At 72.4% G+C, this 19640-nt stretch carries 16 protein-coding genes and 1 pseudogene; 7 read left to right on the forward strand and 10 right to left on the reverse strand.

Annotation, left to right across the window (positions count from 1 at the left end; all coding sequences use genetic code 11):
- Positions 1-44 precede the first annotated feature (44 nt).
- Positions 45-440 carry a helix-turn-helix transcriptional regulator gene (locus ACFYW3_RS12820; RefSeq protein ID WP_389386221.1) on the forward strand — a complete coding sequence of 132 codons (396 nt, stop codon included), beginning with the start codon at positions 45-47 and terminating at the stop codon, positions 438-440.
- On the opposite strand, the gene ACFYW3_RS12825 is transcribed toward ACFYW3_RS12820, so the two are convergent.
- The 4 genes from ACFYW3_RS12825 to ACFYW3_RS12840 all read right to left on the reverse strand — a co-directional run bounded on the left by ACFYW3_RS12825 (position 406) and on the right by ACFYW3_RS12840 (position 5308).
- Complete coding sequence (locus tag ACFYW3_RS12825) at positions 406-1068, reverse strand: hypothetical protein (RefSeq protein WP_389386222.1); 663 nt, start codon at positions 1066-1068, stop codon at positions 406-408. The genes ACFYW3_RS12820 and ACFYW3_RS12825 overlap by 35 nt on opposite strands.
- Positions 1069-1081: 13 nt before the next feature.
- Positions 1082-2281: a cyclic dehypoxanthinyl futalosine synthase gene (mqnC, locus tag ACFYW3_RS12830; protein WP_351752154.1), complete on the reverse strand. Its 1200-nt coding sequence runs from the start codon at positions 2279-2281 to the stop codon at positions 1082-1084.
- Positions 2282-2369: 88 nt separating this feature from the next.
- Positions 2370-4091 carry a serine/threonine-protein kinase gene (locus tag ACFYW3_RS12835; protein ID WP_389386223.1) on the reverse strand — a complete coding sequence of 574 codons (1722 nt, stop codon included), beginning with the start codon at positions 4089-4091 and terminating at the stop codon, positions 2370-2372.
- A gap of 353 nt (positions 4092-4444) precedes the next feature.
- Entirely contained in the window at positions 4445-5308 is an 864-nt protein-coding gene (locus ACFYW3_RS12840; RefSeq protein WP_389386224.1) for a menaquinone biosynthetic enzyme MqnA/MqnD family protein, read from the reverse strand.
- 237 nt (positions 5309-5545) lie between these two features.
- Here ACFYW3_RS12840 and ACFYW3_RS12845 point away from each other — a divergent pair, with 237 nt between their 5' ends.
- Positions 5546-5749 (forward strand): cold-shock protein, encoded by a 204-nt coding sequence (locus tag ACFYW3_RS12845; RefSeq protein ID WP_015610594.1) that lies wholly within the window; start codon positions 5546-5548, stop codon positions 5747-5749.
- Positions 5750-5945: 196 nt separating this feature from the next.
- Here the strand turns inward: ACFYW3_RS12845 and ACFYW3_RS12850 are convergent, their stop codons facing one another.
- Positions 5946-7724: a lytic murein transglycosylase gene (locus ACFYW3_RS12850; protein WP_389386225.1), complete on the reverse strand. Its 1779-nt coding sequence runs from the start codon at positions 7722-7724 to the stop codon at positions 5946-5948.
- Between the two features lie 403 nt (positions 7725-8127).
- On the opposite strand from ACFYW3_RS12850, the gene ACFYW3_RS12855 reads away from it, so the two are divergent.
- Together ACFYW3_RS12855 and ACFYW3_RS12860 are read left to right on the forward strand one after the other, a co-directional pair.
- Entirely contained in the window at positions 8128-8910 is a 783-nt protein-coding gene (locus tag ACFYW3_RS12855) for an SDR family oxidoreductase (protein ID WP_389386226.1), read from the forward strand.
- A gap of 40 nt (positions 8911-8950) precedes the next feature.
- Positions 8951-11542, forward strand: coding sequence for a bifunctional FO biosynthesis protein CofGH (locus tag ACFYW3_RS12860; RefSeq protein WP_351752160.1), 2592 nt, complete (start codon positions 8951-8953; stop codon positions 11540-11542).
- A 165-nt stretch (positions 11543-11707) separates the two neighbouring features.
- Here the strand turns inward: ACFYW3_RS12860 and ACFYW3_RS12865 are convergent, their stop codons facing one another.
- The gene (locus ACFYW3_RS12865) at positions 11708-12790 is read right to left on the reverse strand and encodes a tyrosine-protein phosphatase (protein WP_389386227.1); all 1083 of its coding nucleotides are present in this window, start codon (positions 12788-12790) and stop codon (positions 11708-11710) included.
- Positions 12791-13251: 461 nt separating this feature from the next.
- Here ACFYW3_RS12865 and ACFYW3_RS12870 point away from each other — a divergent pair.
- Positions 13252-14364: pseudogene (locus tag ACFYW3_RS12870) on the forward strand (ADP-ribosylglycohydrolase family protein).
- A gap of 67 nt (positions 14365-14431) precedes the next feature.
- Here ACFYW3_RS12870 and ACFYW3_RS12875 read toward each other — a convergent pair.
- Positions 14432-15184 carry a hypothetical protein gene (locus ACFYW3_RS12875; protein WP_389386228.1) on the reverse strand — a complete coding sequence of 251 codons (753 nt, stop codon included), beginning with the start codon at positions 15182-15184 and terminating at the stop codon, positions 14432-14434.
- 111 nt (positions 15185-15295) lie between these two features.
- Here ACFYW3_RS12875 and ACFYW3_RS12880 point away from each other — a divergent pair, with 111 nt between their 5' ends.
- Together ACFYW3_RS12880 and ACFYW3_RS12885 are read left to right on the forward strand one after the other, a co-directional pair.
- Positions 15296-16156, forward strand: a complete 861-nt coding sequence (locus ACFYW3_RS12880) for a TIGR03619 family F420-dependent LLM class oxidoreductase (protein ID WP_389386229.1) — start codon at positions 15296-15298, stop codon at positions 16154-16156.
- A gap of 108 nt (positions 16157-16264) precedes the next feature.
- Positions 16265-16843 carry a hypothetical protein gene (locus ACFYW3_RS12885; protein WP_389386230.1) on the forward strand — a complete coding sequence of 193 codons (579 nt, stop codon included), beginning with the start codon at positions 16265-16267 and terminating at the stop codon, positions 16841-16843.
- 15 nt (positions 16844-16858) lie between these two features.
- Here ACFYW3_RS12885 and ACFYW3_RS12890 read toward each other — a convergent pair whose 3' ends face one another.
- The 3 genes from ACFYW3_RS12890 to ACFYW3_RS12900 all read right to left on the reverse strand — a co-directional run bounded on the left by ACFYW3_RS12890 (position 16859) and on the right by ACFYW3_RS12900 (position 19599).
- On the reverse strand, positions 16859-18487 hold the full coding sequence (locus tag ACFYW3_RS12890; protein WP_389386231.1) for an NACHT domain-containing protein: 1629 nt from the start codon (positions 18485-18487) through the stop codon (positions 16859-16861).
- A gap of 101 nt (positions 18488-18588) precedes the next feature.
- A complete protein-coding gene (locus ACFYW3_RS12895) occupies positions 18589-19104 on the reverse strand; it encodes a DinB family protein (RefSeq protein ID WP_351752170.1) in 516 nt (171 codons plus the stop codon).
- A gap of 54 nt (positions 19105-19158) precedes the next feature.
- Positions 19159-19599 (reverse strand): ATP-binding protein, encoded by a 441-nt coding sequence (locus ACFYW3_RS12900; RefSeq protein ID WP_389386232.1) that lies wholly within the window; start codon positions 19597-19599, stop codon positions 19159-19161.
- Positions 19600-19640: the final 41 nt, after the last annotated feature.

Raw genomic sequence — 19640 nt, forward strand, 5'->3', positions numbered from 1 at the left:
GCAGGGGGCCGAGCGCGTCGGCCGGGGGGCAAGGGGTGGAAACCGTGCGCAGCGTCAGCTTCAGCGTCCCGTCGTGGTTCCCCGCCCGCGACCCGCAGGCGCAGGCGCGGGTCCAGCTCACCGACCAGGAGTCGGCGGTGTTCCTGTGGCTGGCGACCGGCGCCTCGAACGCGGAGCTGGCCGCGACGCTGCAACTGTCCGTCAGCACCGTCAAGTTCCACGTGCTGAACATCCGGAACAAGCTCGGCGGGGTGAGCCGCCTCCAGGTCTGCCTGCTGGCCGCCCTCGCCCGCGAGGGCGGCCGGCCCGACGACGACGTGCCCGACATCGACGTGCACAGGGACGACGCGTACGGGGACGACGCGCCCGACGACGAAGCGCGCGGGGACGACGTGCACGGGGACGTCAGCGACGGCGGTGCAGCAGCCGTCCCCCGATGACCGTGGCCACACAGCTCGTCGCGCCCAGGGTGAGCAGTTCCCCCGGGTCGGCCGCCGCGAAGACCGCGAATCGGGCCGGGGCGTCGGGCTCCAGGGCTCCGTGGAAGGCCTGTTCGGCCGCGTCCAGCCCGGCGAACGGGTCCAGGGAGGCTTCCCGCCCCGCCCCCCGCGACCCTTGGGAGCGCGCCGCCAGCGGCAGGACCGCCAGACCCGACCGCACCACCGCCGTCCGCACCGACGGGATCGTGAACCGGCCGGTCACCGCCACCACCCCGCGCGCCAGGAGTCTCTGCGTCCCGCGCCGGGCGCTGTTGCCCCACCGGGACTCGGTCATCGTGAGCGCGGCCAGCGCCGGCCCGCCGATCGGGTCGGCGCCGAGTTCGGCGACCTCGTACGGATCGTCCGGGTAGTACGTGCGCTCCAACAGCTCGTCCGCCCCGCGCACCAGCAGCCCCGGGGTCAGCACCCCGGGCCAGCGCCGGACCCGGGCGTGCGGATGCGCCGCGGCCAGCTCCTCGTACGGGCCCACCCCGGCGATCCGGTCGCCCTCGACGAGCACCGCGCCGCCGGGGAGCGGGGTCGAACCCGGCCCGGCGACGAGGAGCTCGGCGGTGTGCAGCGTCAGCATGGGTTCGGCGGCGTCAGTTCGAGGAGATGAGCTTCAGCTCGGGGTGCGCGGTGCCGCCCTCGATGGCGGTGGAGGAGATGTGCGAGACGACGCGGTCGTCGACCGGGTCGTTCGCCGGGTCCTCGTGCACGACGAGGTGCTCGTACGTCGTCGCGCGCTGCGCCGGCGTGCGGCCCGCCTTGCGGATCAGCTCGATGATCTCCATGCGGTTCGAGCGGTGCTTGGCACCGGCCGAGGAGACCACGTTCTCCTCCAGCATGATCGAGCCGAGGTCGTCCGCGCCGTAGTGCAGGGACAGTTGGCCCGCTTCCTTGCCGACCGTCAGCCAGGAGCCCTGGATGTGGGCGATGTTGTCGAGGAAGAGCCGCGCGATGGCGATCATGCGCAGGTACTCGAAGATCGTCGCCTGGGTCCGGCCCTTGAGGTGGTTGTTCTCGGGCTGGTACGTGTACGGGATGAAGGCGCGGAAGCCGCCGGTGCGGTCCTGCGTGTCGCGGATCATCGCGATGTGCTCGATGCGCTCGGCGTTGGTCTCGCCCGTGCCCATCAGCATGGTGGAGGTGGACTCGACACCCAGCTTGTGGGCGATCTCCATGATCTCCAGCCAGCGCTCGCCGGACTCCTTGAGCGGGGCGATGGCCTTGCGCGGCCGGGCCGGCAGCAGTTCGGCGCCGGCGCCCGCGAAGGAGTCGAGGCCGGCCGCGTGGATGCGCTGGATGGCCTCCTCCGCCGAGACGCCCGAGATGCGGGCCATGTGCTCGACCTCGGACGCGCCGAGGGAGTGGATGACCAACTGCGGGTACGCCTTCTTGATGGCGGAGAAGTGCTCCTCGTAGTACTCGACGCCGTAGTCCGGGTGGTGCCCGCCCTGGAACATGATCTGCGTGCCACCGAGCTCCACGGTCTCCGCGCAGCGGCGCAGGATGTCGTCGAGGCCGCGGGACCAGCCCTTCTTGGTGTCCTTCGGGGCGGCGTAGAACGCGCAGAACTTGCACGCCGTGACGCACACGTTGGTGTAGTTGATGTTGCGCTCGATGATGTACGTCGCGATGTGCTCCGTACCCGCGTAGCGCAGCCGGCGCGCGGCGTCGGCGGCCTGGCCGAGCGCGTGCAGCGGGGCGTGCCGGTAGAGGTCGAGCGCTTCGTCCTGGGTGATCCGGCCCCCTGCGGCGGCTCGGTCGAGGACAGACTGGAGAGCGGCCTGGTCGGTCACCGGTGCGTCACCTTTCGGCGGTGTGTCAAGGGTCCGGACCGATCCAGCGTACGCCGGCGCTCCTCGGCTCCGTTCAGGGGTGCGCGGGTCAACCCCGGCGGGTCAGATCCCCCTCGGGGTTGCCCGCCGCCGCGTCCCCGGACCGGTAGTGCAGGGTGCCGTTCGCGTTCAGGGTGAAGCGTTCGTCGGCGGAGCCGTCGGAACACACGCCGGGCGCCGGGTTGGGGCCGTCCGTGGTGTCCAGGACCAGCGAACGGTCGGTGGCGGCGGCGAGCTTCCAGTTCCCGCTGCAATCGGTGCCGAGGACGGGCAGGACCGACTTGTCCCGGGCGACGACCTGCCCGATCCGGCCGCCGCTGATGGTGATCTCGAACTCGCTGGACACGCCCAGCCGGGCCGTGGTGACCGTGCCCTTCCAGGTGCCGGCCAGCGCCTGCGGCACGGTGTCCCGGGCCGCCGGGGACGGGGTCGGGGTCGGGCCGCCCGTGCCCGCGGTGGGCCCCGTCGCGGGGGCCGAATCGGCGGTACGCGGGGAGGAGGGCGGCGGGCCGGCCACCAGACCCCTCTTCTCGCCGGACTGCCAGGGCAGCAGGTCCAGTCCGTACAGCCCGCCCGACAGCACCGCCAACACGGCCGCCGCGGCGAGGACCACGGTGCAACTGAACCGCCGGCCGGCCGCGCGCACGGAGACCCGCCGCCCGTCGGCGTCGGACGCGGTGCGCGGCCCGGGCACACCGGCGCCGTACCCCGCCCCGCCCGCGTCGGGCCCCTCGCCGTACGACCGCCCGTACGGGGTGGTGCCGCCGGGGAAGCCGTCCGGCGCGCCCATGCCCCCGGCGGCGACCCGCTGCTCCCCGTAGGAAGCGGAGGAGGTGAACGGCACCGGGCCCGAGGGGTACTCCGGCAGCGCCTCGTCCAGGTCCAGCAGGGCCACCGCGGCCCGGTTGGCCTCCTCGACCAGCGGGGTCGGCAACCAGCCCGACACGCCCAGGGCGCCGTCCAGCGCGGCCGCGATCACCGCCGGCGCGGGCCGGGCGGCCGGTGACTTCGCCAGACAGGCCGCGATCAGGTCCCTCAGTGGTCCGGGGCCGATCGCGCCGAGTTCCGGCGGTTCGTGGACCACCTTGTAGAGGAGCGTCGCGGAGTTGTCCCCGCTGAAGGGGGCCCGGCCGGTCGCGGCGAAGACCAGGACCGCGCCCAGCGAGAACACGTCCGCCGCCCCGGTCACGGGGTTGCCGAGGATCTGTTCCGGCGACATGTAGCCGGGGGAACCGACGGAGGCGCCGGTGACGGTCAGCGCGGCGGCGCCGTCCGAGGCCCGGGCGATCCCGAAGTCGATCAGGCGCGGCCCGCCCGTCGGACCGCCCGCGAGGGTGAGCATCACGTTCGACGGCTTCACGTCCCGGTGGACGAGCCCCAGCCCGTGCACCGCCACCAACGCCCGGGCCAGCCCCTCCCCGACGGCCCGTACCGAATGCTCGGGCAGCGGCCCGTGGCCCGCGACGGCCCGGTCCAGCGACGGGCCCGCGACGTAGCCGGTGGCCACCCACGGCACCGGGGCCTCCGGGTCCGCGTCCAGGACCGGCGCGGTCCACTCGCCTCCCACCCGACGCGCGGCGGCGACCTCGCGGCGGAAGCGGGCGCGGAACTCCTCGTCGGAGGCGAAGTGGGGGTGGACGATCTTCACGGCGACGGTCCGGCCGCCCGCGCTGCGCCCCAGGTAGACCCGACCCATGCCGCCCGCGCCGAGCCGTCCGAGCAGCCGGTAGGCGCCGATGGTCCGCGGTTCGCCCGCTTCGAGCGGCTGCATCGCGTCCCCTCCCCGAGGTTCGTGGCTCGCTGACGGTCTACCAGCACCTTAGGGGTGTCGACCGCCGGCCGGGGAGCTTCCATCGTGTCCGGAGTACTACCGCACCACGGCGAGGACCGGTGGTTCGATCCCGCCGAATGCACCGGCGCACCCGGTCTCGGCCCCTTTGTTCCGCCGGCCGTTCCGCCGGCCGTTCCGTGGAGCGTTCCTTGGGCCGTTCCTTGGGGCGTTCCGTGGGCCGTTCCGTGGGGCGTTCCACCGGCGGACGGAAATGCGAAAGGGGAACGAATTCCCGGTGAACGAAACATTCCCCTTTCCGGGATGCGGAACTCGCGCCGGAGGCATAAGGCGCGTCAATGCTCCGGTACGGCCACCTTCAGGAGCTCCACCGCGACATCGGCCGCGTACCCCGACGCCGATCCCGTACGGCGCGCGAATTCCCGGACGCCGGCGAGTTGATCCGGACCGAAGCGGAAGTCGAGCGTCGTGAAGTAGCGCTCCAACAGTTCGGCGTCGAACGCCTCCCAGCGGGCGGCCTGCTCGGCGACCTTGGTGACCTCCTCCAGGGAGACGTCCCGGGAGGCGAGGAAGGCCTCGTGGACCTTGCGCACGACGACGGGCTCGCGTTCGAGGTAGTCCTTGCGGGCGGCCCAGACGGCGAAGACGAACGGCAGTCCGGTCCACTCCTTCCACATCAGCCCCAGGTCGTGCACGGCGAGGCCGAGCCGGGGCGCGTCGTGCAGGGAGGCGCGCAGCGCGGCGTCCCCGATCAGGACCGCCGCGTCGGCCTCCTGCATCATCACCCCCAGGTCAGGGGGGCAGGTGTAGTAGTCGGGCCGTACTCCGTACTGCTCGGCGAGCAGCAGTTGGGCCAGCCGTACGGACGTCCGGGAGGTCGATCCGAGAGCCACGCGGGCTCCGTCCAACCGGTCGAGCGGGACCTGGGAGACGATCACGCAGGACATCACCGGGCCGTCGCAGCCGACCGCGAGGTCGGGGAAGGCGACGAGTTGGTCGGCGTTGCGGAGGAACTCGACGAGGGTGATCGGAGCGATGTCCAGGTCGCCCCGGACGAGCCGTTCACTGAGTTTCTCGGGGGTGTCCTTGGTCAGCTCCAGGTCCAGCAGCGTGCCGGTTCTGGCCAGCCCCCAGTAGAGGGGCAGGCAGTTCAGGAACTGGATGTGGCCGACGCGGGGCCGGCTGCGATAGACGTCCACATCGCGAGACTAGCCCCCGGCTCCGCGTCAGCGATCGGGCGGGTCTCAAACGTCCGGGTGACGTGATCTTTCCCTCTGGTCTCGGCCGCAGGGTGCATGCTAGGCTCGACGCAAGTTGCAGTTTGGTTTCCCTTGCAGTACGAGGCCTGCGGAGAATGTGACCCGCAGGCTTTTGTAGTTTTCAGACTTCTTAGCAGGTTCTGGAGCAGGGCGACCCTTTGGCCCATAGGAGGGCTCATGGCTACCGGAACCGTGAAGTGGTTCAACGCTGAAAAGGGCTTCGGCTTCATCGCCCAGGACGGCGGCGGCCCGGATGTCTTCGTCCACTACTCCGCGATCAACGCCTCTGGCTTCCGCTCCCTCGAGGAGAACCAGCAGGTCACCTTCGACGTCACGCAGGGTCCGAAGGGCCCGCAGGCGGAGAACGTCATCCCGGCCTAGTCGCCTGGCCGACCGGATCGCGGTTGGATTAAAGCAGTACCCAAGGAGCCCTGCCTCCTCCGTGCGAGCGGAGGTGGCGGGGCTCCTGCCTTTTCCCCGCCGCTCTCCGGTGTGAGGGAATGCCGCTGCCCCGGTCACCGTCGAACGGTGACCGGGGCAGGGCGTTGTTCGGGAGCGGGCGGGCCGGCAACCGCCGTTACGGCCTGGCCGTCGTCGGGATCGTGGGCGTCGGGTTCGTCGGCGTCGGGTTCGTGGGAGTCGTCGGCGTCGTGGGCGGCACCGTCGGAGCGGCGTCGACCTGGAGCTTCAGGACCAGTTCGACCTTCTCCGGGGTGAGGACGCGCAGCTGGTAGGTGCCCGGGGCCACGCCGTCGGTGAACAGCTCCGGCAGGGCGATCCTGCCGTCGGCGCCCGTCGCGGCCAGGTCCAGGGTGGTCAGCTTCTCGCCGTCCTTGCCCTTGAAGTACGGGACCTTGGCGGTCGCCGGGTCCACCGGGACCCACGCGCCGGTGGCCTTGTCCTTCACGACCAGGCCCGCGACGGCCTTGGTGCCGGCGATCGGCTTGCCCTTGGCGGTGGCCAGCAGCTCCACGCCCTTGAAGCTGGTACCGGTGACGACCTGGAGCGGCTTGTCGGCGCCGCTGTCCACGCGCACCAGCAGGTCCGCCGCGGGCTTCGCCAGGACGGTGCCCTTCAGCATGACCGTGAACTGGCTCGTCAGGTCGTACGCCGTGGCCCGGAAGGAAAACGTGCCCGGCTTCGGACCGGCCGTCAGCTCGGGGACGGTCGCGATGCCCTGGGCGTCGGTGGTGACGACCACGGAGTTCTTCTTGGCGGCCCGGAATACGGTGCCGCCCGTGGTGTCGTCCTGTTCCACGGCGAACACGACCTGCTGTCCGACGGCCGGCTTGCCGTCGGCGAGCAGCGCCTTGACCTTCGGGGTCGGGGTGAAGGTGCTCCCGACCTCGGCCTTCAGTTCCGCCTCGCCGATCAGCGACAGCTTCGCGAGGCGCACGACCGGCGGCTTCGGCTTGGTGGGCGGCTTGGTCGGCGGAGTCGTCGGCTTGGTGGGCGGGGTGGTGGGCTTCGTCGGCGGCTTCTGCGGGATGCCGCCCGTCGGCGGCCTGGTGGCCGGGGTCCTGATGACCGGCGTCCGCGGGACGGGCAGGGTGCCCGTGGGGGGCGGTGTCGGGTAGGTGCCGACGGGCGGGTTCGGGACCCCGGCGACGCCGCCTTCCTGGTACTGGCGCATGTAGCCGAGGACGGTGTTCACGTACTCGCGGGAGCTGTTGTAGCTGAGGAGCGCGGCGTCGAGCTTGGCCGGGTTCGAGAGGTCCTTGTCGCCCGCGCACAGGTAGAGGCCGGTGCCCAGCGCCGCGTCGTAGATGTTGTTGGGGTCGCGTCGGCCGTCGCCGTTGCCGTCGGCGCCGTAGGTCTTCCAGGTCGAGGGGATGAACTGCATCGGGCCGATCGCGCGGTCGTACTCGGTGTCCGCGTCCCACTGGCCCTTGTCGGTGTCCTTGATCTGGGCGTAGCCGTTGCCGTCCAGGCGGGGGCCGCGGATCGGACGGTCGGTGGACCCGTCGGGCTTGAGCCCGTAGCCGGAGGCGTGCACGGACTCGACCCGGCCTATGCCCGCCACCAACTGCCAGGGCAGCTTGCAGTTGGGGAGCGCGGCGGCCACGGCCACCTCGGCGCGCTTGTAGGCGTCGAGGGCCGTTCCCGGTATGCCGCTCGCGCCCTCGGGGGTGCCCGCGGTGGCGGGCGGCTGCGGGTTCGCGAGGTCTTCGGGCAGGTCCAACCGGGCGTCGCCGCGGTCGGCGGCCTGGGGACTGTCCGGTGTCGGTTCGGATTCCCCCGCGCCGGCGGTCGACGGGTTGGTCACGACCGCGGCGGTGGTCAGGCTGGCCGCGAGCGCGGCCGTGCACAGGACCTTGCGTGAGGTGTTGACTACATGACGGTGAAGCGGCTTCACAGTGCGGCGATCCCCCCGAGGCGGCCGTCAGTACGTGCGGCTGGTCGCGCCGCGAATCTTCTGTCTATCAGGTATTCGGACGCGACTCACCGGGTGCCGGGCAGTTATGACACACCATTCGTCTCGGTTTCGTCATTCGTTCGGTCGGGACGGCCGGCGGGGTCGGCGCGGGCCGTTCATCCCGGCCCGAAACGCCCCAATGACCCCGTGTACGCGCCCTCTTCGCCCTTTGGTCCGGTTGCGATGGCAGGCGCGGCGCGAAGCACCGGCGCCGACTGCTCCCGGACTGCTCCCGGCCCCGCGGCCGGGGCGCCGCCCCGCCCTTCCCATCCCCGCCCCGACCACCTACCCTGACGCCCCGTCAGATCTGCTGAGCCGGCATCACCGGCCTGGAGGGCACGCCATGCTGCTGCGAGGGAAGACCGTCATCGTGTCGGGGGTCGGGGCCGGGCTGGGGCACCAGGTGGCCGCCACCGTGGTGCGGGACGGCGGGAACGCCGTACTGGGGGCGCGAACCGAGGCGAACCTGGTCAAGTCCGCCGCCGAGATCGACCCGGACGGGGCGCACACCGCGTACCTGCCGACCGACATCACCGACGAGGCCCGTTGCGAGGCTCTGGTGGCCCTCGCCGAGGAGCGGTTCGGCGGGGTGGACGCGGTGGTGCACGTGGCGGCCTGGGACTCGTACTTCGGCGGCCTGGAGGACGCCGACTTCGGGACCTGGCAGCAGATCCTCGACGTGAACCTGTTGGGCACCCTGCGCATGACGCGGGCCGCCCTGCCCGCGCTGAAGCGGGCCGGCGGCTCCGTCGTGATCATCGGGACCCAGTCGGCGGTGGCGAGTCCCTCGCAGGTGCAGCAGGCCGCGTACGCGGCTTCCAAGGGGGCGCTGACCTCCGCCATGTATTCGATGGCCCGGGAGCTCGGGCCGGCCCGGATCCGGGTCAACACCGTGCTGCCGGGCTGGATGTGGGGGCCGCCGGTGCAGGCGTTCGTCACGTTCACCGCGCACGGCGAGGGGGTGCCCGAGGAGGAGGTGCGGGCCCGGCTCACCGAGCGGATGGCGCTGCCCGATCTCGCGACGGACGGGGACGTCGCGGACGCCGCCGCATTCCTGGCATCGGACCGGGCACGGGCGATAACCGGCCAGTCCCTGCTGGTCAACGCCGGTGAGCTGATGCGATGACCCCCTCCACCGCCGGATCGGTGGATCGTATGCTCGGGCCATGACCACTCCGAGTGACGCTCCGACCGACAACGCGATGCGCCGCGCGCTCCGGCGGGCCCGCGACGGCGTCGCGCTCGACGCGACCGAGGCGGCCGTGCTCCTCCAGGCGCGCGGCGAGTCCCTGAAGGACCTCGCCGCCTCCGCCGCGCGGGTGCGGGACTCCGGGCTCGAAGCCGCCGGGCGGCCCGGTGTCATCACGTACTCGCGCAAGGTGTTCATCCCCCTCACCCGCCTGTGTCGCGACAAGTGCCACTACTGCACGTTCGTCACGGTGCCCGGGAAGCTCCGCCGGGACGGTCACGGGATGTACCTCTCGCCCGACGAGGTCCTCGACATCGCGCGCAAGGGCGCCGCGATGGGCTGCAAGGAGGCCCTGTTCACCCTCGGGGACCGGCCCGAGGACCGCTGGCCCGAGGCGCGTGAGTGGCTGGACGCGCACGGCTACGACGACACCCTCGCCTATGTGCGGGCGATGGCGATCCGGGTCCTGGAGGAGACGGGTCTGCTCCCGCACCTCAATCCGGGTGTGCTGTCGTGGTCCGAGCTCCAGCGGCTGAAGCCCGTCGCGCCGTCGATGGGGATGATGCTGGAGACCACCGCGACCCGTCTGTGGTCCGAGCCCGGCGGCCCGCACCACGGTTCCCCGGACAAGGAGCCGGCGGTCCGACTGCGGGTGCTGGAGGACGCGGGGCGTTCCAACGTCCCGTTCACCACCGGGGTGCTGATCGGCATCGGGGAGACCTACGAGGAGCGCGCCGACGCGTTCTTCGAGCTGCGGCGGATCCAGCGCAGCTACCACGGCATCCAGGAAGTGATCGTCCAGAACTTCCGGGCGAAGCCGGACACGGCCATGCGCGGGATGCCGGACGCGGAGTTGGAGGAGCTGGCGGCCGCGATCGCGGTGGCCCGGCACCTGCTCGGTCCGTCGGCCCGCATCCAGGCCCCGCCGAACCTGGTCGACGAGGAGTACGCGCTGCTGATCGGCGCGGGCATCGACGACTGGGGCGGGGTGTCGCCGCTGACGCCCGACCACGTGAACCCCGAGCGCCCCTGGCCGCACATCGAGGAGTTGGCCGCGCGGACGGCCGCCGCCGGCTTCGAGCTGCGCGAGCGCCTCACGATCTATCCGGAGTTCCTGGAGCGCGGGGAGCCGTGGCTCGATCCCCGGTTGCTGCCGCACGTGCGGGCGTTGGCGGACGCGGGGACGGGGCTGGCGGACGAGACGGCCGCCGTCGAGGGCCGGCCGTGGCAGGAGCCCGACGAGGGTTTCGCCGCGTACGGACGCACGGACCTGCACACCGCCATCGACACCGAGGGGCGGACGGGCGATCGGCGCGAGGACTTCGATCACGTCTACGGGGACTGGGACGCCCTGCGGGAGGCCGCGGCGCCCGGAATGGTCCCGGAGCGGATCGACACGGACGTCCGGGCGGCCCTCGCCCGGGCGGCGGACGATCCGACGGCGCTGACCGACGAGCAGGCCCTCGCCCTGTTGCACGCGGACGGCCCGGCGTTGGACGCGCTGTGTCGGATCGCGGACGACCTGCGCAAGTCGGTGGTGGGCGACGAGGTCACGTACATCGTCACGCGGAACATCAACTTCACCAACGTCTGTTACACCGGCTGCCGATTCTGCGCGTTCGCGCAGCGCCGTACGGACGCGGACGCGTACACGCTCTCGCTGGACCAGGTCGCGGACCGGGCGGCGCAGGCCTGGGACGTGGGCGCGGTCGAGGTGTGCATGCAGGGCGGCATCCATCCGGACCTGCCCGGGACGGCGTACTTCGACATCGCGCGGGCGGTGAAGGAGAGGGTTCCCGGCATGCACGTGCACGCCTTCTCGCCGATGGAGGTCGTCAACGGCGCCACCCGTACCGGGATGTCGGTGCGGGACTGGCTGACGGCGGCCAAGGAGGCCGGGCTGGACTCCATTCCGGGGACGGCGGCGGAGATCCTGGACGACGAGGTCCGCTGGGTGCTCACCAAGGGCAAGCTGCCGACGGCGGACTGGATCGACGTCGTCTCCACGGCGCACGAGCTGGGCATCCGGTCCTCGTCGACGATGATGTACGGGCACGTGGACCAGCCGCGGCACTGGTTGGGGCACTTCCGCACGCTGGCCCGGATCCAGCGGGACGCGGTGGCCAAGGGCGTGGAGGGGTTCACGGAGTTCGTGACGCTCCCGTTCATCCACACCAACGCGCCCGTGTACCTGGCGGGGATCGCCCGGCCGGGTCCGACGGTCCGCGACAACCGGGCGGTGACGGCGATGGCCCGGTTGCTGCTGCATCCGCACATCACCAACATCCAGACGAGCTGGGTGAAGCTGGGCGCGGAGGGTGCGGCGGAGATGCTCCGGTCGGGTGCGAACGACCTGGGCGGGACGCTGATGGAGGAGACCATCTCGCGCATGGCGGGGTCGAGTTACGGCTCGTACAAGTCGGTGCGGGACCTGATCGCGGTCGCGGAGGCGGCCGGGCGGCCGGCGAAGGCCCGTACGACGCTGTACGGGGAGGTGCCCGAGGAGCGGCAGCGGGCGGCGGGGGCCTCGGACGGGCATCTGCCGGAGCTGCTGCCGATCGCGGAGTAGGGCCGGAGCGGGGACGGTAGGGGGCGCGCGGGGACGACGACGCGGCGCGGGGCCCGACCGGGATCGATCCGGGTCGGGCCCCGGTGCCCGGCGGCGCCGCCGGGCGGGGTGCGGGGTTCAGCCGACGCGGAGGTCCGGGGTTCAGCCGACGAGGAGGTCCGGGGTTCAGCCGACGAGGAGGTCCTCGCGGAGTTCCCTCAGTTCGCGGCGGTCGATGCCGAGGCCCTTGTCGAGGTAGCGGTCGAAGGATCCGTACGCGGCCTCGACCTCGTCGTAGCCGGCGTTGAGGTACTCGGGGCGCACGTCGAGCAGGGGCTTGTAGACGGCGGCCTGCTGGGGCGGCAGGTGTGAGAGGACCGCGTCGTTGGCGGCCTTGCGGTAGTCGTTGCTGGCCAGGTAGTCGGCCAGCACGGTCTCGCGCGGGACGCCGAGGGCGGTGAGCAGGGCGGCGTTGGACCAGCCGGTGCGGTCCTTGCCGGCGGTGCAGTGGAAGAGGACGGCGCGGGCGCGGTCGGTGCCGATGCCCTGGAAGACCCGGCCGTACGCCTTCCTGCCGCCCTCGCCGGACACCATGCTCTTCTCGGCGTCGATCATCGCCTTGACGGCTTCCTCGGGGGTCTTCGGCAGGGCCTGGAAGGAGCCGGAGCCGGCGAAGACGTCGGCGACGACGTACGTCGCGCCGGCCGGGACGCGGTCGACGTCCTTGGTGCGCTCGTCGGTCGTGCGCAGGTCGAAGACCGTTCGCACGCCCAGCCGGCGGAGCTTGGCGAGGTCGTTGTCGGTGAGCTTGGCCAGGGCGTCGGAGCGGTAGATCTCGCCCATCTTGACCCACTGGCCGTCGGTGGTGCGGTAGCCGCCGGCGTCGCGGAAGTTGGCCGTTCCCTCCAGTCGCACGAGGCGGTCGGCGAGGCGCAGGCCCTGGCCGTGCTGCGGCTTGAAGTCGAACCACTGGCGGTCGGCGGCGGGCAGTCCGGTGACCACGGCCCGGCCTCGGGAGCCGCCCTTGGCGACGACCTTGCCGTTCGCCCGGATCTCGACGCGTCCGGTGCCGGGGGCGTTCCACCGGAGAGTGAACGCGCCGTCGGCGCCGGCGGTGACGGAGGCCTCGGTGAAGGGGATGGCGGAACGGTTCTGGTGCCGGCCGTCCCGGGGGGAGTCCCAGGCCGCGGCGGTGGCGGCGGGGGCCGCGACCAGGGAGGCGGTGAGCGTGGTGGCGACGACGGTCGCGGCGAGGAGTGCCTTCTTCATGTCGTCGAGGCTGTGGGCCCGCGGACAACGCCGGGTGAACACGGTGTGGCCGAAAACGACCGGGTCCGAGGCCAGTGGCAAAACGTGCCACGATTGTCTCATCCGGCGAGATCCTGTCCGGAACCATTCATATTCCGGCCGTTCTCCGGCCACTTATGGGCGGCGTGACTTACTCCTTCCGGATTCGACCGAACCTGTCCACTACAGTGCGCGCCAGAGCTTGGGGGGACGACATGGACACGATGACGACCGCGACCGCGGCCGGCACGGGAACAGCCGGTACGAACGGGGTGGCGACGTCGGGGGCGACGTCGGGGGCGACGTCGGTGGAGGTGGAGGAAGCGGCGCCGACCACGCCCGCGTCCGCCATCACGGACGCTCCCGCCACACAGGAGGCGCGGGAGGCGCGGGCACAGGCCCCGCAGGCGCAGGCGGAGCTCCCGGACCAGGTGCCCGCGAACGTGCGCCCCGCCCTCTGGGGTCGGGTCGAGCAGCAGGACTTCCGCAGTCGGGTGCGCGGCACCCTGCTCGGCGCCGCCATCGGGGACGCGCTCGGCGCGCCCGTCGCCGGCCTCTCCCTCGACGGCATCCGTGAGGCGTACGGCCTGGCGGGGCTGACCGAACTCGCCCCCGCCCACGGCCGGCGGGGCACGGTCACCGCGTCCACCCAGCTCACGCTGTTCACCGTGGACGGTCTGATACGGGCCCACGTGCGCCGGGACACCGGCGGCTGGCACCCGCCGACCGACGTCCACCGGGCCTAGCTGCGCTGGGCGGCGACCCAGCACGACTGGGGCCCCGACGAGCGGCGCAAGGACAACGGCTGGCTCGCGCAGGAGGAGTGGCTGTACGCCCGGCGGGGCCCGGACCGGGCGTGCATGACCGGCTTCGCCGACGAGACGCTCGGCACCCTGGAACAGCCGAAGAACCCCACCGCCCGGGACGCGGCGGCCACCGTCCGCTCGGCCCCCTTCGGGCTGCTGGTCGGCTGGGAGCCGGCGCTCGTGCTGCAACTCGCCGTGGAGTGCGCGACGCAGAGCCACGGGCACCCGACCGCGTTCCTGTCGGCCGGGGCCCTCGCGGTGATCGTCCACGGGTTGACCCGGGGCGAGTCCCTCGACGCCGCGATCCGGCGGGCCCTGGTCCTGTTGGGCGCCCGCGCCCAGCATCAGCCGGTCACGGACGCCCTCCGGCGGGCCGTCTCGGCCGCCGCCCAGGGCGAACCCGACCCCAAGGTGGTCGAGTCGCTGTCCCCGGGCGACGGCCGCGACGCGGAGGACGCGCTGGCCGTGGCCGTGTACTGCGCACTGGTGGCCGAGGACGTCCCGCACGGGCTGCGGCTCGCCGTCAACCACGGCGGGGACTCCACCGCCACCGGCGCCCTGTGCGGTGCGCTGTTGGGCGCCCTGCACGGGGAGACCGCCCTGCCGGCGGCCTGGTTGGCCGATCTGGAGGGGCGGTCCACGATGCTGGAACTCTCCGACGACTTCGCCCTGGAGATGACGCAGGGGCCCGCCCTGCACGGGCCCTCGGTCTCGGCTCCCGGCTGGCTGGCCCGCTACCCGCGCGGCTGACCGGACCGCCGGCGCAGCCGGGCCGGCGGCGCAGCCGGGCCGGCGCGGACCCGGCCCCCGCGCCCCGTCAGGTCCGGGGGCGCGGCTCGATCCACAGGGCCTCGGCCACCGCGCACAGTTCACCGTCGGCCGTGGTCAGCGCGGTGCCCGCCGTGTACTTGCGGCCCTCGCCGCCGAGCAGCCAGGCGTACGAGATCAGGCCCGCGCCCCCGACCGGTACGGGCCGCAGCAGGCGGGCCGTCAGGGCCGCCGTGACCGCGCCGGCCGGCCGGTGCGCGAGGAGGCGGCCCGCCGCGTTGCCGGGGCAGTCCAGCGCGCCCCACACCAGCTCGGGCGGCAACGTCCCGTCCGGTGCGGCGAGTTCGGGCCCCGGGGTCCACGCGGCGGCGACCAGGTCCCGGCCGGGCACCCGCCCGCAGTGCAGGCGCAGTCCGGTGGCGGGGGTGCGGCCCAGCCCGCATCCGAAGCAGTCGGCCTGCCCTTCCGGCGGGTGGGCCCGGAAGGCGTCGGCGGCCTTCTCCGCCTCCTCCCGCGAGGGTGCCGGCGGTACGTCCCCGGTCGGCGGCAGGGCGGCCCGGGTCGCGCGGGCCAGCACCACCCCGTCGGCGTCCAGCAGGGCCGTGCCGCCCTCCGGGTCCGGGGTCGGCCAGGCCGGCGTCCCGGTCGGCACGGGCCTGCGGAAGTCCACGCGTACGGCCGTCGCCCCGGGTGCCGTCCGGCCGGCCAGCAGCCCTGCCACGTAGCCGCCGAAGGCCACGCCCGGATAGCCCTGCAGTCGCTCCGGGACCGTGATCGTCCCCGTGTCGTTCATGTCGCCCATGTCGTCACCCCGTCGTGTCGAACCCACCGTGTCGAACCCGTGTCGAACCTCTGCCGTCCGTACGCCGAACCCCGTACGTTGGCCGCCCCACGTCTCGGAGGTGCCTCGGCCATGCGGATCGCCGCCACCATTTTCCTCACCGATCTCACCGTCTCCCCCACGGGCCTCGCCCGCGCCTTGGAGGAGCGCGGGTTCTCCGGGCTCTACCTGCCCGAACACACCCACATCCCGGTGAGTCGGGCCACGCCGGCGCCCATGGGCGGGGACCTCCCGGAGGAGTACGGGCGCACCCTCGACCCGTTCGTGGCCCTCGGTCAGGCGTCGGCCGTGACGGAGCGCCTCGACCTCGGCACCGGCATCACCCTGGTGACCCAGCACGACCCGATCGCCCTCGCGAAGCAGGTCGCGACGCTGGACCACCTGTGCGGCGGCCGGTTCACGCTCGGGATCGGCTACGGCTGGAACGTCGAGGAGGCCGCCGACCACGGAGTCGAGTGGTCCGGGCGGCGCGAACTGGTCCGGGACCGGATGGCGCTGATGCGGGCCCTCTGGGCTCCGGAACCCACCGCGTACGAGGGCGTGTTCGGCTCCGTCCAGGCCAGCCGGGCGTACCCGAAGCCGGTGCGGCCCGCGCGTGACCTCGGCTCCGGGCGCACGCTCCACGGCCCCCGCACCCTGATCGGCGGCGCGGCCGGCCCGAAGCTGTTCGCGGCCATCGCCGACCACTCGGACGGCTGGCTCCCGATCGGCGGCGGCGGCCTGGGCGAGTCCGTTCCGGTGCTGCGGCAGGTCTGGGAGGACGCGGGGCGCGACCCGAAGGACCTCCAGGTGGTCCCGTACGCGGTCCGCCCGAACGCGGGCAAGCTCGCGTACTACGAGAGCCTCGGGATCGAGGAGGTGGTGCTGCAACTCCCGTCGGCGGGCGAGGCCGAAGTGCTCCGCACCCTGGACGAGTTCGCCCCGTACCTCTGACCGGCCCACCGTGACCGGGACCGGCCCGCCTTCCCGGCGAAGGGGCGGGGGACCCCTGGTACGTTGACGCGTTCGACCGATCGGGTCGCGTCCACCGGGGGATCACTCATGCACACCAACCAGCGCGTCCGCCTCGTCGCCGCCGGCGCGACGGCCGCCCTCGCGCTCACGCTCACCGGCTGTGGCGGCGGTGCCGACAAGGGCGACGACGCGAAGCGGGAGCAGGCGAAGCCCCCGGCGTCCGCATCGGGCTCCCCCGCCGCCTCCGGCACCCCGGCGGCCTCCGGCTCCCCGGCGGCCTCACCCTCGGGCCCGGCGGCCGGATCCGCCGCCGGGGGCACGGGCAAGGACTCGGCGGCCGGCAGCCTGGACGGCGCCTGGATCGCGTCCGCGACCCCGGGCATGGGCGTCGTCTTCACCGTCAACGGCAAGTCGGCCTTCCTGTCGGAGTCCGCGACCGGCATCGTCTGCGAGGGCTCCGCCACCGGCGCGACCATCGACCTGGCGTGCCCGGCGGCCGGCAAGCGGACGAAGGGGCGGGTGGAGTCCGTGGACGCCAAGAAGCTGAAGGTCGCCTGGGCCGGCGGCGCGACGGAGACCTTCGACCGGTACGCGGCGGACCGCTTCCCGACCGCCCTGCCGACCGACCTCCCGACGGACCTGCCGAAGCTTCCGCCGAAGCCGTAGGGCGCGGCCGGGCCGTCAGCCCGTGGCCCCGCTCCGGGACGGGGCCGGGCCCTGTGTGCCGGACCCGGAGCCTGGCCGGTCGCGGTGGGCGAACCTCTCTGCCAGGTGATCCTGGAAAGTCTTGTGGATGAAGGCCAATCCGTCACCCGAACGACGCAGAAGGGCCCGCTCACTACAGAAGGCGATGAAGTCCGGCCTCACGTAAGGGAGCGACCTCGCGAAGGTGGCGCCGAAGACGCGCCAAACCGCCGCGTACGGAGACCATCTGGTGTAGGTCAACCATCTCACCAAAGCCACCAGCGGGAAGGCCCCGTAACCGAGGGCGGTGCCGCCATACATTTCCCTCAGCACGTGGCTGGGCGCTTGCAGGGCCATCCGCATCGGATCCCTCGGGTAGATCACCGTCGCGTGGAACTGTGCCATGTCTGCTGCCATCCGCATCAGCCGCCGGGAGACCTCGTCCACGTCGTACCGGGTGGCGCCGTTCCGTCCGCTCAGGGTCCGGTCCCGCGTGACCATTTTTTCCAGGAAGGCGTCGTAGACGAGCGCCCGACGCTCACCGAGTGAACCGATGCTGAGCACGGCGCTCCCGTCCACCCCCGAGTAGGCCACGGCCGCGATGCCGAGCATGAGCGGTGTCGTGAGCAAACGGGTCAGTTCCGGATCCACGGCGGCGACGCCGCGCAATCCGTCGAGTTGCGGGCCGGCATCGTTCAGAAAGGCGTGGACGACGGCCACCGGGAGCGGCTGGACCGCAATCGCGCCGTTGACGGTCAACCGCTGGGGCAGAACGTCATATTCGAGGGTCCTGCACGAGATGGCGATGCCGCACTGGGGGAGTCCGTCGGCGGAGAGGAACGTGTTGAGTTCGGTGACGCAGCGTGCGTGCCGGCTCGGATCCACTTCGTCCAGGCCGTCGAGAATCACATCGATCGCACCCTGGGACAACAGGCTCCCGGCGACCTCCGACGGAACCCGGTAGCGGCGTCGAAGCTCTTCCTCGATCCAGTCCACCATCCGTTCCCCACGCCAGTTCGTCAGCAGGAGGAACACCGGGACGGGCGCGCCGCTTTCCGCCTTCGCACGTTCGACCAACGCCCGGGTCAGCTCCAGCATGTGGATCGTCTTGCCTGCGCCGGGGGCGCCCAGGACGAGCAACTGTGAACCGTGACGCTCGTACATGGCGCTGATCGTGGTTCCCGGGGGGAGCGGCGTACCGGACCGCGTGACAAGAGCTGCCGAGGCCCACGGATCGTCGACGGCCGCGGGCGAGTCCTCCAGCCCCAGTTCAATCCGGACGATGTCGTTCCACCGGTGGTCCAGGTCGCGGGTCCACATCTGGTCCACCCGGTGCAGAAGCACGTTCCTGGCTCGCTCCAGTGCCACCGCGGTGACTTCCGACGCCTCGTCACCGGCCTCCGTTCGGGAACGCCGGTACGGGATGTACATCGCGCACCCCGCGACGACAAAGGCGACCAGGACACCGATCGCCACCTGTAGGGGCTTGTCACCGAAGCCGGCCTTGAACAGGTCCGGTAACAGTCCGGCTGCGGTCTCGCGCCCCAGGTACCCCATCAGGAGGAGCAGGCCGGTGATGATCCAGCCCATGCCGCCGCGCTGCCGCCGCCTTCTGGTACCCCGCATCAATTCCCCCGCCGGGAAGCTCCCTTGACACGCCGGCCAACGGCGCGCCCCGCGCTCAACCCTAGCCGCGGGACGTGACCGGCGGGATGCGAAAGGACGACTCAGACTCCGGTCTGGCCGTCGAGGAGTTCGCGGATGATGTCGAGGTGACCGTTGTGGCGGGAGGTCTCCTCGATGAGGTGGAGGAGGATCCAGCGGAGGTCCACGTGACGGCCGTCCCGGATGGTGCGGACCGCCTTCGCGTTCAGGTCGTGCTCGGCGAGCAGGGCGCGGTAGCGGGCGCTCTGCTCCTCGTACTCGGCGAGGAGGCGGGGCAGCGGGACGTCGAGCGACTGCCGCATCTCGGGGTCGGGGTCCTCCTCGGTCAGCTCGGCGAAGGGTCCGACGACCTCCTCGCCGAGGAACACGACCTGGATCCAGTGGTATTCGACCCACCGGATGTGGCCGATCAGTCCGCAGGCCGTCATCAGGGGCGAGCCGGGGAGCGGCGCCTTGCGGGCGTCCTCCGCGGAGAGCCCCTCGCACTTGGCGCGGGCCGTGTCGCGGGCGTAGTCGAGGAAGGTGGTCAGTTGCGTACGCTCGTCCCAGGCGGGGGGCGTATCGGTTCGTCGTGTCATCGCGGGCAGTGTCGTACGGCGGGAACCCCGTGTCGAACGAATTAGTCGAACGCATCAGGGGGCGGCGGATGTCGGCGTGACGAGTTCCGCCCACACCGTCTTGCCGACCGTCCTCGACACGACCCCCCAGTCGTGCGCGACGGCCTCGACGAGCCGCAGGCCGTGACCGCCCTCCGCATGGTGCACGTACGGGCTCACCGCCGGCCGGGCGCCGGCCCGCGCGTCGGACACCTCGATGCGGAGCACGCTCTCCCACATCACCATCCGCAGCTCGAAGTCCCGCCCGGGGACCCGGCCGTGGACGACCGCGTTCGCGGCGAGCTCGGCGACGAGCAGCGCGGCGTCGTCCGACAGTTCGGAGCGGTGGGGGATGCCCCAGTCGTGCAGCGTCAGCAGGGCGAACCGGCGGCCGAGGCGGGCGCCGCGAGGGGTCGAGCTGAAACGCTGAGTGAACACACGTACGAGGTGGCCGGCGGGTCCGGCGGGTGCGGTCATGCAATCAACGTCCCGTTCGGGCACGGCGGTTCACAGCAATC

This window comes from Streptomyces sp. NPDC002602, assembly GCF_042889445.1.
In the GTDB taxonomy this organism is placed as follows: domain Bacteria; phylum Actinomycetota; class Actinomycetes; order Streptomycetales; family Streptomycetaceae; genus Streptomyces.

Bases quoted from the DNA above. Each gene is read 5' to 3' on its own strand.
- ACFYW3_RS12825 (WP_389386222.1), bottom strand. From the start codon at position 1,068: ATGCTGACGCTGCACACCGCCGAGCTCCTCGTCGCCGGGCCGGGTTCG.
- ACFYW3_RS12835 (WP_389386223.1), bottom strand. From the start codon at position 4,091: ATGCAGCCGCTCGAAGCGGGCGAACCGCGGACCATCGGCGCCTACCGG.
- ACFYW3_RS12845 (WP_015610594.1), top strand. From the start codon at position 5,546: ATGGCTACCGGAACCGTGAAGTGGTTCAACGCTGAAAAGGGCTTCGGC.
- ACFYW3_RS12855 (WP_389386226.1), top strand. From the start codon at position 8,128: ATGCTGCTGCGAGGGAAGACCGTCATCGTGTCGGGGGTCGGGGCCGGG.
- ACFYW3_RS12860 (WP_351752160.1), top strand. From the start codon at position 8,951: ATGACCACTCCGAGTGACGCTCCGACCGACAACGCGATGCGCCGCGCG.
- ACFYW3_RS12865 (WP_389386227.1), bottom strand. From the start codon at position 12,790: ATGAAGAAGGCACTCCTCGCCGCGACCGTCGTCGCCACCACGCTCACC.
- ACFYW3_RS12875 (WP_389386228.1), bottom strand. From the start codon at position 15,184: ATGGGCGACATGAACGACACGGGGACGATCACGGTCCCGGAGCGACTG.
- ACFYW3_RS12880 (WP_389386229.1), top strand. From the start codon at position 15,296: ATGCGGATCGCCGCCACCATTTTCCTCACCGATCTCACCGTCTCCCCC.
- ACFYW3_RS12885 (WP_389386230.1), top strand. From the start codon at position 16,265: ATGCACACCAACCAGCGCGTCCGCCTCGTCGCCGCCGGCGCGACGGCC.
- ACFYW3_RS12890 (WP_389386231.1), bottom strand. From the start codon at position 18,487: ATGCGGGGTACCAGAAGGCGGCGGCAGCGCGGCGGCATGGGCTGGATC.
- ACFYW3_RS12895 (WP_351752170.1), bottom strand. From the start codon at position 19,104: ATGACACGACGAACCGATACGCCCCCCGCCTGGGACGAGCGTACGCAA.
- ACFYW3_RS12900 (WP_389386232.1), bottom strand. From the start codon at position 19,599: ATGACCGCACCCGCCGGACCCGCCGGCCACCTCGTACGTGTGTTCACT.